The following is a 14,472-nucleotide window of genomic DNA, read 5'->3' as shown; positions in this document are numbered from 1 at the left end:
TCCGAATAAGTATATGCATTAAAATGATAAAATGTGACTACCGATTGGAAGCTGTAAGATCGGGACGTAACTTCTTAGCTTCTCTTAAATAAACATGTTGGATTTCCGCTTGAGAAACGTCAGTATTCACTGTCAGTAATAACCGGACACACATAGGTAAACTATTTGGGACAGGTATTTCGCGCGCACAGACAACGGGAACATACACCCAATCTGAAAACCTTCTTAACGCTTTTGCTGGGAAAGTAGCACTCAGATCTTCTGTGACGGTAATTAGTACTTGAGCAACATCATCAGCGAGTAGGTGATTGCGTGTAATTAGTTCCTTCACTAATTCCTCTGTGGCCTCTAAGATCACACCCTCATCATTAGCTTCAACCGTAGTCGCTCCTCTAATTCCACGGATCATCAAATCCCTCCTTTAATGCCTTATTTAATGCTTCTAACACCATTTCATCGGATACTTCTTGAACAAAGGCTTCTCCGACTTGCTTTAAAAGAACCATCTTAATTAAACCTGATGTTGCTTTTTTATCTTTTTTCATCGACTGGAGTAATGTCGACGAAGTCAATGTTCTTGGAATATCTGTACTATAACCAAGCTTCCTCATCCAGTTGATACACTCAATGACTGGTAGCTGTTGTTCAGTTATTTTTTCTGACAAACGCATCGAAAATAACATTCCGATTGCTACAGCTTCACCGTGAGACAGCTTTCCATACCCGAGCTCAGCTTCAATTGCGTGCCCTAAAGTGTGACCAAAATTCAAGAAAGCTCGTATGCCATGCTCTTTTTCATCTTCTTTGACCACTGCTGCTTTCACTCCGATTGAGCGTACAAGCATGCTTTCGATCAATGAGTCATTGAAGGAGTGAAACGATGTGACATGTTCGGTCAACCAAACTAAAAAGTCCGCATCCCGAATATACGCATGTTTCATTACTTCAGCAAAACCAGAACGCCATTCCACTTCCGGCAAACTTTTTAACATGTCCGTATCATAAATAACGAATTCAGGTTGATAAAAAGCCCCGACAATATTTTTAGCATGAGGTAAATTAATCGCCACTTTTCCTCCGACACTACTATCATGAGCGAGTAATGTCGTCGGCATTTGAATAAATCGAATCCCGCGCATATAGGTAGCAGCAACAAAACCAGCTAAATCACCAATCACTCCACCGCCTAACGCGATAACCAATGATTTACGGTCAAGGCCTAGCTCTAAAGCACGACGCTGGAGGCGTTGATACACATCCATCGATTTAGATCCTTCCCCCGGTGTAACAACATCTGTATAAACAATATGTTCACTCGATAAACTGGTTAGAACATCCATAGAATATCGTGCATGGACATTGTCGTCTGTAATGATCCAAATGGATGAAATGTAATGTATCTGTTGTTCTTTCAGTAAATCGATCATATGATGTCTAATGTCTCGACCAATCCTGACATCATAGGAAGAGGATTTGGTCTCTACATGAACAACGGCCATGTTAGAAATCCCTCGCATGTTCGTTATGACGATTGAGGTTGTCTTCAATCATTTCGATTCGATCATGACCAAATGTTTCAAGTAAGGCATTCGCAACTTCCCATGCAATCACAGACTCTGCTACAACTGATGCTGCAGGAACCGCACAACTATCTGAGCGTTCGATGCTTGCAGCAAAAGGCTCCTTTGTATCGATGTCTACACTTTGCAGTGGTTTGTACAACGTAGGAATCGGCTTCATCACTCCACGCACAACTATCGGCATACCATTCGTCATTCCACCTTCAAACCCACCTAAATTGTTTGATTTTCTGTAATATCCTTTTTCCTCATCCCAAAGAATTTCATCATGAACTTCACTTCCAGGCTTTCTAGCTGCCTCAAAACCTATACCAATTTCCACACCTTTGAATGCATTGATACTCATCATTGCCGCTGCAAGTTTTGCATCAAGCTTTCGATCATAGTGGACATGGCTACCAAGTCCGATCGGGACCCCTTCGACAACGACTTCGACAACGCCGCCAATTGAATCTCCTTCTTGCTTAGCTGAATCAATAGCTTCGATCATTTTCTGTTCAGCCACTTTGTCTAAACAGCGCACAGCAGAAGCTTCGGACCGTTCTTGTAGATCATCCATCGTCTTGTAGTGAGTCTCTTCTGCACGAACACCACCAATCTCCAAAACATGTCCACCTACTCGAATCCCAAACGTATGTAATATTTTCTTTGCTACCGCACCCGTGGCAACTCGAACAGTTGTTTCACGTGCAGATGAGCGTTCCAACACATTCCTCATATCTCGATGACCGTACTTGATTGCACCGTTCAAGTCAGCGTGCCCAGGACGTGGACGAGTTACTTGTCTTTTAACTTCCTTCGCTTCATCCTCTGAGATGGGTTCTGCTCCCATAACCTTTGTCCAATGGGTCCAATCTTTATTTTCAACCACAAGCGTAATGGGTGCTCCTGTCGTTTTCCCGTGACGAACACCACTTAAAATTTGAACTTGGTCTTTCTCGATCTGCATTCTTCTTCCTCGACCATAACCACCTTGACGTCTTTTCAAATCGACATTAATATCCTCTGCTAATAAATCAAGTTGAGCAGGGACCCCTTCAATGATCGTTGTGAGTTGTGGGCCATGTGATTCTCCAGCTGTTAAATACCTCATCTCGTCTCCTCCTCCAAGTCAAACACTCTTTATCGCTTTTATGCGCTAAATTATAACATGATTTTTCGTTTCTGTCTCGATAAAATCGGAACATTTCGTTATTAATTAGTCATTGTATCAAAATCCCCTGCTATAGTCTAAACAATTTCATTAAATCTTCACGTCCGCAAAAAAATTCTAAAAGCAATTGTATTAGCTAAGTTTTGGGTATACTACCACTTAGAAACCTAACGAAAAGGAGGTAAACCTGTGAAGAACAAAACGAAAAGCGGAACAACTATTGAAGAAGTGAAAAGATTGAACAAGCAATCTGGATTATCGTACAACCAAGTGAAACAAAAGGTGCTTAATGCATATTTACAAAAACAAAGAGACTCTAACGATCTTAATTGATAAAAAACCAGCTCTTAAAATAGAGCTGGTTACGCTTTTTTCTTATAGAAAAACGTGTCTTCTGTTTCAAAATTATACTTCTCGGCATGGAAAATTTGTTCGGTACTACCTACAAACAAGACACCACCAGGTCTTAGTGCTTTACTAAATTTAGTGTACAACTCATGTTTTGCTTCCTCTGTAAAATAAATCATGACATTGCGACAGATGATTAAATCAAACATCGAGTCGAATGGATCTGACAGAAGGTTTTGCTGTTTAAATGTGACCGTACGTTTAATTTCATCTTTTACTTTGTAACCCATATCTTCTTTGATGAAATAGTTGTTAAGAGTTTTCGTCGGAACTTCTTTTAATGAACGATCCGTATAAAACCCAACCTTGGCTCTCTCTATAATTGCCCGATCCAAATCCGTTGCTAAGATGGAAACGCTAGGTAATGATAAGTAGGACGCCATAATCATTGCCAGCGTGTACGGTTCCTCACCTGTTGAACACGCTGCACTCCAAACTTTCGGCTTTGAATTTTCCTTTAACAAACGGGGCAAGATTCTTTTTTCGAGCACTTCCCATCTCTTACTGTTTCTGTAGAATTCTGAAACATTAATGGTCATGCGCTCTAGAAACTCATTGAATAATGTTTGGTCTTTTACTAACGCTTCATAGTATGTATCAAAACTAGTAAATCCTCTTTTATCTCGTAATGATTCAAGTCTTCGCTTCATTTGTGCTTCTTTGTACAAAGATAAATCAATGCCTGTCTTCTTTTTCACCTGCGCGATAAAGTGTTGGTAATCATCAGTCATAGTATGTATTCTCCTCAATTTGTATCGGTTCTATTATACTATGATATCGGCATGATCACATCAACTATTTATAATAAGAAAAAGCACCTGCTCATAATGAACAGGCACCTTTATGTTAGCGCTTTCTTAAACCCATTTACTTACTGCTTTTTCATAGTTATTAAGCTCTGCTTCTTCAAAGAAAATACCAATCTCACGTTTCGCACTTTCTGGTGAATCCGAACCGTGAATCACATTCATTGCGACTTGAACACCATAATCGCCTCTGATTGTTCCAGGAGCTGCATCTACAGGGTTCGTTGCACCCATCATTGTACGAGCCGTACTAATGACATTGTCACCTTCCCAAACCATGGCAAAGACAGGACCAGAAGTAATAAAGTCGACCAATTCTCCAAAGAAAGGACGTTCTTTATGTTCAGCATAATGAGTTTCTGCCGTATCTTTTGAAACCGTCATCAATTTTCCAGCCACTAATGTAAACCCTTTCTTTTCAAAACGTGAAACAACTTCTCCAATTAAATTGCGTTGAACTCCATCAGGTTTAATCATCAAATATGTACGTTCCATGTTAAATACCCTCACTCTCATAAACTATGTATGGTCAAGCCTCTGTTATTATAGCAAAGATTCTAAACAGTCTCAATCATTTTTTTACAGATATACTCAATAAAACGTATTCATTTCCATTTATGAAGAAAAAAAGAGAGTCCATTGACTCCCCACACATTAAAACTTACGCGTGCCTATGTATCGTGCGATTTCTATTAATTGCGATTTTGCAACGCATTCAGGAAGAGATTCTAATGCCTGATAGGCACGCTCTAAATATCGATCACTCATTTTAAGTGAATATTCAATTCCACCAGATTGTTTAATCGCCTCAATAATGAGAGAAACATCAGCATGTTCAGGGAACTCGCCTTTTAAATGTTCTTTAATCATCTTATAGATGTTCTCGTTGTGATGCATGGCATATAGAGCTGGCAACGTCACGTTCCCTTGACTCAAATCCCCACCTGCTGGCTTTCCTATCTGTTCTTCTGTTCCGACAAAATCAAGAATATCATCAGTAATTTGAAAAGACATTCCTACATTGTAACCAAAATTATACAAGTGCTTTTGGATCTCTGTATCTGCTTTGGCTGCTAAGGCGCCAAGCTTACAGCTAACAGCAATTAACAACGCTGTTTTACGTTTAATTCGTCTCAAATAAACACGTAAATCCTGGCCCCAATTATACTGATCTCGGATTTGTTCTACTTCACCAATACACATCTCTACTAATGTATCAGACAATATTTGATGAATTTTCGGCTCATCAAAAAAGCTCGCACTTTCGACAGCTTTAGCAAAAATAAAATCTCCTGTGTACATGGCTACTCGATTATCCCATTCTGATTTTACGGTTTTTTTACCTCGCCGCAACTCAGCATCATCAATTACATCATCATGAACCAGTGAAGCCATATGAACGAGCTCCAGTGGGACAGCAATGTTTTTTTGAACATGGATATCATATTGACCAAATTTAGCCGCTAATAACACAAAAACAGGTCGTATTCGCTTGCCTCCAGCTCTAAGTAAATGAGTAGAAGCTTCTCTTAACACATCATGCTTTGCTTGAAGAGTTGCTTCAAGCTCTTTTTCGATGATTGAAATATCTGATTGGAATTGTAAATAAATATCGGCTAGTTTCATCTCTTCCACCTTACTACACAGAGTTAGCTTTCAACTGCTTTCCATATCTGAATTGCATCTACAGGTTTTTGTAAGTATCCTAATTCATAAGCCAATTGATAATATAACGTTAATCCTCTTTGTTCATTTTCACTAAATTCATAACACAACTCTTGGAAGTATTCATCCCAGAATGACTTTCTTCCACCATATGTTTGTAAAATATCTTTAATCATTGGTTGGAATTGCTTCTGTCTACTCAGTTGTTTACTTTGAATAAGAGATCGATATAATAGCCCCACTAAGTGACTACTACGATCAATCACTTCATTTCTTACGGCAACAACTGCGAATGTCATTGGGAGACCCGTGTGCTTGTACCATAATGAAGCTAAATCATACTGATACAGTTTTTCAGCTTTACGCCACGAAGCTAATATGGCATCATCTCCAATTAAGAGGCAGGCATCATTTTGATCTAACATTCGGTCCATCGAAGGTTTCATCGTTTCATATTGAACTTCATGTTGATAAAAACGTTCTAAAATCACTTTAAGTAGATGAACTGAAGTCGCTGAGCTTGATGTTAACGCAATCGATTTTCCTGAAAGTTGCTCAATTGGAACTTTTGAAAAAAGAAAAATCGAGCCCACTTTCTCATAGGCAGAAACCGATAAATCAGGTAATAAAGTAAATTGACTTGTATTCTCAGCATATGCAAAAGATGAAATACCACCTACATCTACCCGTCCAGCAGACATAGAGGCATTTAATTCAGATGGCACTTGAGGAGTGAATGAACACCCGTGACTCTTTAATAGCTCACGATCTAAATAATAATATAATGGCAAAATATTTGTATAAGAGATCTCACCAATTACTAATGACATTTTTATTCCCCCCAACGGGTAAATAGCTCGTGCTCTACGCCAAGACTATCTAATGCCTTTCCAACAAGGAAATTAATTAGATCATCAATGGTCTTTGGCAAATGATAATAGCCTGGCATTGCTGGTAAAATGGTCGCTCCCATTTTTGAAAGGGTTAGCATGTTTTCTAAATGTATTTGATGTAGAGGGGTTTCTCTCGGGCAGATGACTAACTTACGTCGTTCTTTTAACATCACGTCTGCAGTACGCTCAAGTAAATTACCAGAAGCTCCATGTGCAATACCAGATAGAGTTCCCATTGAGCAAGGAATAATAATCATTCCCGCGCTCCGATACGATCCACTAGCAATTGGTGCTGCATAGTCATGTAAATCATGAGTGTGAAGTTCGCCTGGTCTATCACCAAATAAATCTGTAATCACTTGCTCGCGATTACTTGTATCTAACTGTAACTCTTCTCTGAATACTTGCCAAGCAGCTTCCGTTAATACGAGATGGACTTTATAGGATTGTCGAAGTAATTCTTGCGTTAAACGAACTCCATACAATCCACCACTTGCGCCTGTAATACCTACAGTCATAATTTTCTTTGGAGATTCATTCATATGATCACATCCATCACGGTGAAAATAAACATTACTAAACTTAAGATACCGTTCATAGTAAAGAACGCTACTCCCACTTTTGAAAGGTCGTCTGCGGTTACAAGGGAGTGCTCATAGACCATAATCGCTCCTGCAATAACTACACCAATTAGGTATAACCAACTTAAAGGTGTTAAAACATAAAGAAGCACAAAAGCAACGAAACTAATGATATGAAGTCCTTTTGCAATGATGAGCGCACGTTTAATTCCAAATCGGCTTGGAATGGAATACAATCCACGTTCACGGTCATAGTCAGCATCTTGTGTTGCATATATAACATCAAACCCTGCTGTCCATAATGCAACAGCAATAAATAAGATGATTGCTTCAAGTGACAACATTCCTGTTACTGCTACCCAACCACCTAAGGGCGCTAATCCTATTGTAACCCCAAGAATGAGATGACATGTCCAAGTGAAACGTTTTGTATAAGAATAAAACACAAGGAAAAAAACCGCCAACGGCAATAAGTAAACAGCTAACTGGCTTAACTGAAAAGCTGCAAATATAAGCATCCCCATTGAAATCACAATAAAGGTCAAGACCTCAATTTTTGATATTAACCCTGCAGGGATCGCTCGATCAGCCGTACGAGGGTTATGCTTATCAATCTTTTCATCAATCACTCGGTTTAATGACATAGCAGCACTTCTAGCACCAATCATTGCAACCGTTATCCAAATCCATTGAGACAAGGTAGGCATCGTATCGTTCATAATAAATGCACCTAAAATGGCTCCAAAATATGCAAAGGGTAAAGCAAAAACAGTATGTTCAAATTTGATCATTTCTAAGATGATTTTTATCTTTCTAATCACGATATCTTCCCCAATTCTACTTGACTATTTTTCAGACTTCACTCCGAGGTGCATCGCACAAACCCCTCCAGAATAAGCCTGCACGTCAACACGTTCGAATCCAGCTTCATAGAACATTTTAGCTAGCTTCTCTCGATTTGGAAACGCCATCGTTGACTCTTGTAACCATGAATACTCGTCATAACTTTTTGCGAACACTTTACCAAAGACAGGCATAACCCGACGGAAGTAAAAGAAGTATAATTGTTTAAAAACTGGAATGGTTGGTTGACTTGTTTCTAAACAGACAACTTTCCCACCTTTTTTAACAACTCTGTGCATTTCTTTTAACACCTGCATATAGTCTGGTACATTTCTTAAACCAAAACCAATCGTAACAAAATCAAACGATTCATCGTCATATGGCAGCTCCATCGCATTCCCATGCCGTAAGGAGACATGTTTCATCTTACTCTCTTTGACTTTCTCTTCACCAATGAGTAACATATTTTTACTAAAATCTAAGCCTTCTACTCGGCCAGTAGTACCTACAGCTTCCCCTAATGCAATCGTCCAATCTGCCGTTCCACAGCAAACATCCAGCGCATGATCACCCGGTTGAACATTCATTTGTTTCATTGTTGCTTTGCGCCATGCTTTATGTCGTTGGAACGAGATGACTGAATTCATCAGATCATAGCGCTTATAAATGGTTTCAAACACTTGGTGAACCCGTTCTTCTTTCGTTTGACTCATATATTATTCACCCTTCTTCTGCTACTGTCTCTTCGTAGTCCGTTGTTGTAGAAATCAATTGATCGACATGTTCAATAATGAACCCTTCAAACTTCTCTAATTTCTTACCAGCCTTCAATAACCGATCTTTGACATCTTCAATTTTCTGCTCACACAGTTGAAGTAATACATCTGGATGCTTTGCCTCTTCATACATAGACTGAACCAAATATGAATGGTTTCCATTTTTAAATTCATTCCGTTCAAAAACGAGTCGTTTTAAGAAGAAGAAATCATTATATACTTGCTTCCAAATTGACTGATTAAAATGTTCAGCAATGTTTTGAAGCAACATAGATTCAACTTTCTCTACATTTTCTTTATACTCTTCAAAAGAACTTGTCTGTGTATGATACAAATTCATCTTATGTTCATTGATTTCTTGAATGGAGTGGCTAAAGACTTGTATCGCCGAAATATGTTTTCCTTCAGCTAATAAGAAGTAATAAAGGCTACAATAATAATCGCCTGCTAGCACAGTTAATTGACGATGTTTCCTCAACGATTCTGATTGGATTTTGTGGAGAGAGACAGCTTCATGTACATCAAGAGCTGCATGTACAAGTAATGCTGACAAAGTGAAAATTTTCGCATCTTTTTTGCTTGTGTGTTCACTTAACATCGTATAAAGAAGACGAATTTTGTCCTCGTCAATAACTGGTACTTGTATGTACTTATCCAAATACGTATGCTTTGTTAAGTTAATGAAGCTCTTTTTTATTTCTTTGACTCTGTCATTAAGTTGGTTTATTCTCACCATAACCACGTCCTCCAAATCGCATCCATCAAAATGATCTACTATATTTGAGCTTTAAGTTCAAGACGGATTCTATTATAGCATAATTTGTGCATTCCTTCGAATAAAAACGTCACAATTTCCCTATTTGTAAGGTGTTATCGGTTCTTATGATATTTTTTCCACTAATGTAAAATAAAAAGCAGGAAGTCCCTGCTTTTACTCTTCTGTATCCATTGTACCATGACTCGTTTGAATAATTGCTTTCCCTCGGACTTTAACTGCAGAAGTATGCTCAGTGAATTGAGCAATCATTACTTCCCCTTTATCAAGCTTTTCGGAATGATGAAAACGTGTATCCGTTCCTCTTGTTAAACCGATTACATTTACACCGTTCTCTTTCGCCTTAATTACAAAAAATTGATTTTCATTACTCATGTCGATCTCTCCTTATATCTATAGACAATCTATTATATGAGAATATGTGATATATTTCATTCCATTTATATTAGTAAACTTAATAGAACTGCTACGATAACTATATAGAGCTTAGCATAGAAGGAAATAAAAAAGCAAAAGGAACCTTTTTACTGAAAGGCCCTTTTGCTCTTTTCTAGTTTACTTATAAAATAATCGCGATTAAACCACCAGAACCTTCATTAATAATACGTTCAAGTGTCTCTTTCAACTTATAGCGTGCATTTTCAGGCATTAATGAAAGCTTCGCCGAGATTCCTTCTCGTACGATCGAGTTTAAAGATCGTCCAAAGATATCCGAATTCCAAATAGACAATGGATTCTCCTCAAAATCTTGCATTAAGTAACGAACAAGTTCCTCACTTTGCTTTTCTGTGCCTATAATTGGGGCAAATTCGGACTCTACATCTACTTTGATCATATGAATAGATGGGGCCACCGCTTTAAGCCTTACACCAAACCTAGATCCTTGGCGAATGATTTCTGGTTCATCCAAGCTCATGTCTGATAGTGCTGGTGCAGCAATGCCATATCCTGTTTGCTTAACCATACGAAGCGCCTCTGCGACTTGATCATATTCCGATTTTGCATGTGCAAATTCTTGCATGAGCTGTAAAAGATGGTCTTTACCTCTAATTTCAACACCGACCACTTCTTTTAACACTTGATCATAGAGATCATCAGGTGCATAAAGGTCAATCTCTGCGATGCCTTGCCCCATCTCTATCCCTGCAAGCCTTGAATCATCAATAAATTCATATTCTGAAAATTGTCCAACGACCCGATCAACGTCTCGCAAACGCCTAATGTCTTTTACCGTATCACGGACAGACTCTTCATAACTTTGTCTTAACCAGTGATCATCTTTTAACACCATTACCCAGCTCGGTAAGTTCACGTTAACCTCATGGACTGGGAATTCAAATAGTACTTCACGCAGAACATTATTAATGTCGTGATCTGTCATGCTTTCAATGCTCATCGCTAGAACTGGAATATCATGTTCATCTGCAAGTTGACGACGAAGATTATCAGTGTCTGGATGATGAGGCCTAACACTATTAATAATCATGATGAACGGCTTCCCGACTTCTTTTAACTCTTCAATAACTCGAGTCTCTGATTCAACATAATCATAACGAGGTATCTCGCCGATTGAACCATCTGTTGTAATGACTACCCCGAGTGTTGAGTGTTCTTGGATTACTTTACGTGTTCCAATCTCAGCCGCTTCTTGGAACGGAATTGGCTCCTCATACCAAGGTGTGTTGATCATTCTCGGACCGTTTTCATCTTCATACCCTTTTGCTCCCGGAACAGCATACCCAACGCAATCCACAAGACGTATGTTTACATCTAAACCTTCGTCTACATGAATCGAAATGGCTTGATTCGGAACAAACTTAGGTTCCGTTGTCATAATTGTTTTACCTGCTGCACTTTGTGGTAACTCATCTTGAGCACGAGCTTTTTCCGATTCGTTTTCAATGTTCGGGAGTACGACAAGCTCCATAAATTTCTTAATGAATGTCGATTTCCCTGTCCGCACAGCCCCTACGACTCCTAAATAGATATCACCACCCGTTCGTTCAGCAATATCTTTAAAAATATCAACCTTTTCCACGTGATCCCCTCCCGATCGAGTAAAGATATGAGATGCGTCATGAATTTCCATAAAGCTAGGACACTATCATCATATGATGTTGTCCTATAAATATGACACCTACCAGGGAAAGAAGCATTTCATTTTTTATAAAGCCTAGATGAATGTTGCAAAATAGGAATAAATGATTTCAGTGGTAGTGCCATACTTGGTTAATCAATTCATGAATCATCTCTAAATAGATACCGAGAAGGGGAAACACAAAATGCCCCTTCCTTTGATATGTATATCAACAAAGAAGGGGCTTTAGACCAACTATTTCATCTTAATCATTCAGACGAACATTATAAATCGGTTCGTTATTTTGATCTAAAGTATAAGGGACAGAACGCACAGGTACGAATGGAAACTGTTCAACTAGTAGCGAACGAATATCTTCATCTTCGCCGAATTGATGGTCAAACTCGTTCAATGCAATATTAAGGTCAATTCGGTAATCAATCACAATTTCTCCATCGTTCGTATAAAGTAAAGGCAACATTGTATCATAGTATGGGCTTTTCACTTGAGGTGCTTCTTTATAGTTGAGCGCCTCATGATCAAGTTTGAATAATCCCACGTCCAGCATTTCATCAACTGGAACATACGTATGTTGTCGACGATATTCATTTATTCGTTGTTGAAATTGTTGGATCTCACGCTGGGAAGTTAGATCAATTACCTTTGCTTTCGGTTGATCTTCTACATCCACTAGAACGTATTGAAACACTCCTCCATTTTCAAACGCTGTACCCGGAGGTTGTTGTAGATATCTTGGGATCAATTGATTAAAATCAACGACATACCTTTGATAATAAGAGGTCGTCTCATCAAAGGTACGAATTGGTAACACGCCCGTATCTGCTTGAAACCGAATCGCTGCATCCTCAACAGATTGCAACTGATCAGGATAAGCAATCTGATTCTCTGCTCTTTCACCACTTGGCAATAAACAACCTGTAAGCACCAAGCATGAGAATATAATCGCTAGTGAGGTCATCCACTTCATCAAATCAAACTCCTACTCTATGAATAGAATACTTTCTTTTCATGCTATCGAACTTGTACCAACTCGCTACATTGTTGCCGTAGGCCCACCGATTACAATTAAAAATACAATTAAACCTGAAACAATCAAACAAACAAATGAAAAAGCCAAAACGATCTTTTGTACGATTCCTTTTAACTTTTCGCGACTAAAAATGGCAGCTCCTGCAGAAACAAACATTAGCGCAAGGGCGAAAAAAGAAATCCACATATTTAACATTGCATCAGACATGTTCATCATCCTTTTTTTAAAATAAATCATAGTTAGTATATCACATAGACAGAAAGTCGGACATGCGTAACTTGTCCATCTCGTTACAAAAATTAGCGAATGACAATAAAAAAGTTAGAGAAGCGGGGCACACTCCTCTAACTCAACTAAAGCCTTCGTCTTGCACAGCCCTATTTTAATGTTCGTTCCATAAAGTATATGCGAGTCAGGAGCATTTGCGTTTGGCATCTGCCTAAACTAGCACCTATTTTTTATTGAACATTTTAGCAAGAGAAGCAAAATCAGTCGGCATATTGTTTTTCACAATCGCCTGAACAATCTGGTCTTCCTTTTCTTTAGAGACAGGTGTTTTCGCCAGTTTAGAAACTTGAGAGATAAGCGCCCGAACAGTCGCTTCATCTTGCAGGTTCGCCTGACTGACTGAGTTTGCAAGCTTCATTAATTCATCTGGTCTTACACTCGTTTTCTTTTGAACTTGGTCCATAAATGAAGGGTCATTTTTTTGAAACATCATACGTCCTCCTTCGTTCTTGATATAGAAATATCTTATGCATGAACGAAGAGATGGTGCATGACATTCGCCTAGTTACATGATTGGGCTATACCTTAGTATGAAAGCTATTGATTTAAGAAATCGGATATTTGCTCGACTTCATGCTTTTTAATCCGACCCATTAATTTTTCAGTAGCTTCGCTAGGATGTAGTTCTTCAAACAACACTTCATATAATGTAGAAGTAATCGGCATATCAACATCTAACTTGTTAGCTAATTCATTAGCTGCTTGCGTCGTGCGAATCCCTTCAACGACCATCCCCATATTTTTAAGGACATCTTCTAACGAGTGACCCTTTCCGATCATTTGCCCTGCTCGCCAGTTTCTTGAATGGACACTTGTACACGTAACAATTAAATCACCAAGTCCCGAAAGACCAGCAAACGTCAAGGGATTAGCACCTAGTTTTACACCGAGCCTAGTAATTTCAGCAAGACCCCTAGTCATAAGCGCGGCTTTCGTGTTATCTCCCATGCCAAGTCCACTCGTTAAACCACACACTAGAGCAATTATGTTTTTTAGTGCCCCACCAATTTCAACCCCAATTAAATCAGGGTTTGTATACACTCTAAAATGTTGATTCATAAATAAATCTTGTGCTAAAAGAGATGCATCATTTTCTAAAGATGAAACAGTGACGGTCGTTGGTTGTCTTAAGCTTACTTCTTCAGCATGACTTGGTCCTGACAAAACGACGACATCTTTCAGTAATGTTGTATCGTCAAACTCTTCTTCAATCATTTCTGAAATACGTTTGTGCGAAGTCGGTTCAATACCTTTACTAGCATGAATAATAGTAATTGGCCTCGTCACAACTTGCTTTAGAGAACGCACAGATTCTCGAACTGCTGTTGTTGGAACAACCATAAGTACAATCTCTGATTGTTCAACAGTTTTAGAAAGATCGGTATATCCACGGATCTTCTCAGACAGTGACACACCTGGTAAATATCCTTCATTTGAATGTGATTCATTGATTTCTTTGATCTGTTCTTCTCTTCTAGCCCATAGTCGAACGTCATGATCGTTATCAGCTAGGACCATAGCAAGAGCTGTTCCCCAACTCCCCGCTCCCATTACTGCTACATTTGACACGATATCA

Annotated in this window: 18 protein-coding genes; 1 reads left to right on the top strand and 17 read right to left on the bottom strand. The window is 38.8% G+C overall.

Annotated elements, in window-relative coordinates; translation table 11 throughout:
• Positions 1 to 37 precede the first annotated feature (37 nt).
• Genes aroH through aroC form a run of 3 tightly spaced genes read right to left on the bottom strand, consistent with a single transcriptional unit; the run spans position 38 to position 2,673 of the window.
• Positions 38 to 409: a chorismate mutase gene (gene aroH, locus CDZ88_RS06140; RefSeq protein WP_100372705.1), complete on the bottom strand. Its 372-nt coding sequence runs from the start codon at positions 407 to 409 to the stop codon at positions 38 to 40.
• The gene (gene aroB / locus CDZ88_RS06135; protein WP_100372704.1) at positions 393 to 1,499 is read right to left on the bottom strand and encodes a 3-dehydroquinate synthase; all 1,107 of its coding nucleotides are present in this window, start codon (positions 1,497 to 1,499) and stop codon (positions 393 to 395) included. Before aroB ends, aroH begins: the two co-directional genes overlap by 17 nt.
• Position 1,500: 1 nt before the next feature.
• Positions 1,501 to 2,673, bottom strand: coding sequence for a chorismate synthase (aroC, locus tag CDZ88_RS06130; protein WP_100372703.1), 1,173 nt, complete (start codon positions 2,671 to 2,673; stop codon positions 1,501 to 1,503).
• Between the two features lie 249 nt (positions 2,674 to 2,922).
• Here aroC and CDZ88_RS17595 point away from each other — a divergent pair, with 249 nt between their 5' ends.
• Positions 2,923 to 3,066, top strand: coding sequence for a hypothetical protein (locus CDZ88_RS17595; RefSeq protein WP_198507824.1), 144 nt, complete (start codon positions 2,923 to 2,925; stop codon positions 3,064 to 3,066).
• Positions 3,067 to 3,095: 29 nt separating this feature from the next.
• Here the strand turns inward: CDZ88_RS17595 and CDZ88_RS06125 are convergent, their stop codons facing one another.
• The 14 genes from CDZ88_RS06125 to CDZ88_RS06060 all read right to left on the bottom strand — a co-directional run bounded on the left by CDZ88_RS06125 (position 3,096) and on the right by CDZ88_RS06060 (position 14,465).
• The gene (locus tag CDZ88_RS06125; RefSeq protein ID WP_100372702.1) at positions 3,096 to 3,872 is read right to left on the bottom strand and encodes a CheR family methyltransferase; all 777 of its coding nucleotides are present in this window, start codon (positions 3,870 to 3,872) and stop codon (positions 3,096 to 3,098) included.
• 126 nt (positions 3,873 to 3,998) lie between these two features.
• Positions 3,999 to 4,442, bottom strand: a complete 444-nt coding sequence (ndk, locus tag CDZ88_RS06120) for a nucleoside-diphosphate kinase (RefSeq protein ID WP_100372701.1) — start codon at positions 4,440 to 4,442, stop codon at positions 3,999 to 4,001.
• 159 nt (positions 4,443 to 4,601) lie between these two features.
• Entirely contained in the window at positions 4,602 to 5,573 is a 972-nt protein-coding gene (gene hepT, locus CDZ88_RS06115; protein WP_100372700.1) for a heptaprenyl diphosphate synthase component II, read from the bottom strand.
• 23 nt (positions 5,574 to 5,596) lie between these two features.
• Positions 5,597 to 6,442, bottom strand: coding sequence for a menaquinone biosynthesis protein (locus tag CDZ88_RS06110; protein ID WP_100372699.1), 846 nt, complete (start codon positions 6,440 to 6,442; stop codon positions 5,597 to 5,599).
• A 2-nt stretch (positions 6,443 to 6,444) separates the two neighbouring features.
• Positions 6,445 to 7,047, bottom strand: coding sequence for a UbiX family flavin prenyltransferase (locus CDZ88_RS06105; RefSeq protein WP_100372698.1), 603 nt, complete (start codon positions 7,045 to 7,047; stop codon positions 6,445 to 6,447).
• Entirely contained in the window at positions 7,044 to 7,907 is an 864-nt protein-coding gene (locus CDZ88_RS06100; RefSeq protein WP_100372697.1) for a UbiA-like polyprenyltransferase, read from the bottom strand. The genes CDZ88_RS06105 and CDZ88_RS06100 overlap by 4 nt, the downstream gene beginning before the upstream one ends.
• A 24-nt stretch (positions 7,908 to 7,931) precedes the next feature.
• Positions 7,932 to 8,642 carry a demethylmenaquinone methyltransferase gene (locus CDZ88_RS06095; RefSeq protein ID WP_100372696.1) on the bottom strand — a complete coding sequence of 237 codons (711 nt, stop codon included), beginning with the start codon at positions 8,640 to 8,642 and terminating at the stop codon, positions 7,932 to 7,934.
• A gap of 7 nt (positions 8,643 to 8,649) precedes the next feature.
• The gene (locus tag CDZ88_RS06090; RefSeq protein WP_100372695.1) at positions 8,650 to 9,441 is read right to left on the bottom strand and encodes a heptaprenyl diphosphate synthase component 1; all 792 of its coding nucleotides are present in this window, start codon (positions 9,439 to 9,441) and stop codon (positions 8,650 to 8,652) included.
• A 195-nt stretch (positions 9,442 to 9,636) separates the two neighbouring features.
• Positions 9,637 to 9,855 carry a trp RNA-binding attenuation protein MtrB gene (gene mtrB, locus CDZ88_RS06085; protein WP_100372694.1) on the bottom strand — a complete coding sequence of 73 codons (219 nt, stop codon included), beginning with the start codon at positions 9,853 to 9,855 and terminating at the stop codon, positions 9,637 to 9,639.
• Positions 9,856 to 10,039: 184 nt separating this feature from the next.
• On the bottom strand, positions 10,040 to 11,518 hold the full coding sequence (gene spoIVA, locus CDZ88_RS06080) for a stage IV sporulation protein A (protein ID WP_100372693.1): 1,479 nt from the start codon (positions 11,516 to 11,518) through the stop codon (positions 10,040 to 10,042).
• Between the two features lie 304 nt (positions 11,519 to 11,822).
• Positions 11,823 to 12,545, bottom strand: coding sequence for a hypothetical protein (locus CDZ88_RS06075; protein WP_100372692.1), 723 nt, complete (start codon positions 12,543 to 12,545; stop codon positions 11,823 to 11,825).
• Positions 12,546 to 12,611: 66 nt separating this feature from the next.
• Positions 12,612 to 12,815 carry a DUF2768 domain-containing protein gene (locus tag CDZ88_RS06070; protein WP_100372691.1) on the bottom strand — a complete coding sequence of 68 codons (204 nt, stop codon included), beginning with the start codon at positions 12,813 to 12,815 and terminating at the stop codon, positions 12,612 to 12,614.
• A 244-nt stretch (positions 12,816 to 13,059) separates the two neighbouring features.
• Complete coding sequence (locus tag CDZ88_RS06065; protein ID WP_100372690.1) at positions 13,060 to 13,326, bottom strand: stage VI sporulation protein F; 267 nt, start codon at positions 13,324 to 13,326, stop codon at positions 13,060 to 13,062.
• Positions 13,327 to 13,433: 107 nt separating this feature from the next.
• Positions 13,434 to 14,465: an NAD(P)H-dependent glycerol-3-phosphate dehydrogenase gene (locus CDZ88_RS06060; RefSeq protein ID WP_100372689.1), complete on the bottom strand. Its 1,032-nt coding sequence runs from the start codon at positions 14,463 to 14,465 to the stop codon at positions 13,434 to 13,436.
• Positions 14,466 to 14,472 lie beyond the last annotated feature (7 nt).

The sequence above is a fragment of the Bacillus sp. FJAT-45037 genome (assembly GCF_002797325.1).
GTDB lineage: Bacteria > Bacillota > Bacilli > Bacillales > Bacillaceae_D > Alkalihalophilus.
This window is presented reverse-complemented; position numbering and strand designations above follow the sequence as displayed.

Excerpts from the sequence above, each read along its gene's own strand:
- aroC (WP_100372703.1), bottom strand. The coding sequence starts at position 2,673 with ATGAGGTATTTAACAGCTGGAGAATCACATGGCCCACAACTCACAACG.
- CDZ88_RS06065 (WP_100372690.1), bottom strand. The coding sequence starts at position 13,326 with ATGTTTCAAAAAAATGACCCTTCATTTATGGACCAAGTTCAAAAGAAA.
- aroB (WP_100372704.1), bottom strand. The coding sequence starts at position 1,499 with ATGGCCGTTGTTCATGTAGAGACCAAATCCTCTTCCTATGATGTCAGG.
- CDZ88_RS06110 (WP_100372699.1), bottom strand. The coding sequence starts at position 6,442 with ATGTCATTAGTAATTGGTGAGATCTCTTATACAAATATTTTGCCATTA.
- CDZ88_RS06095 (WP_100372696.1), bottom strand. The coding sequence starts at position 8,642 with ATGAGTCAAACGAAAGAAGAACGGGTTCACCAAGTGTTTGAAACCATT.
- CDZ88_RS06090 (WP_100372695.1), bottom strand. The coding sequence starts at position 9,441 with ATGGTGAGAATAAACCAACTTAATGACAGAGTCAAAGAAATAAAAAAG.
- ndk (WP_100372701.1), bottom strand. The coding sequence starts at position 4,442 with ATGGAACGTACATATTTGATGATTAAACCTGATGGAGTTCAACGCAAT.
- aroH (WP_100372705.1), bottom strand. The coding sequence starts at position 409 with ATGATCCGTGGAATTAGAGGAGCGACTACGGTTGAAGCTAATGATGAG.
- hepT (WP_100372700.1), bottom strand. The coding sequence starts at position 5,573 with ATGAAACTAGCCGATATTTATTTACAATTCCAATCAGATATTTCAATC.
- CDZ88_RS06075 (WP_100372692.1), bottom strand. The coding sequence starts at position 12,545 with ATGAAGTGGATGACCTCACTAGCGATTATATTCTCATGCTTGGTGCTT.
- CDZ88_RS06105 (WP_100372698.1), bottom strand. The coding sequence starts at position 7,047 with ATGAATGAATCTCCAAAGAAAATTATGACTGTAGGTATTACAGGCGCA.
- CDZ88_RS06125 (WP_100372702.1), bottom strand. The coding sequence starts at position 3,872 with ATGACTGATGATTACCAACACTTTATCGCGCAGGTGAAAAAGAAGACA.
- CDZ88_RS06070 (WP_100372691.1), bottom strand. The coding sequence starts at position 12,815 with ATGTCTGATGCAATGTTAAATATGTGGATTTCTTTTTTCGCCCTTGCG.
- mtrB (WP_100372694.1), bottom strand. The coding sequence starts at position 9,855 with ATGAGTAATGAAAATCAATTTTTTGTAATTAAGGCGAAAGAGAACGGT.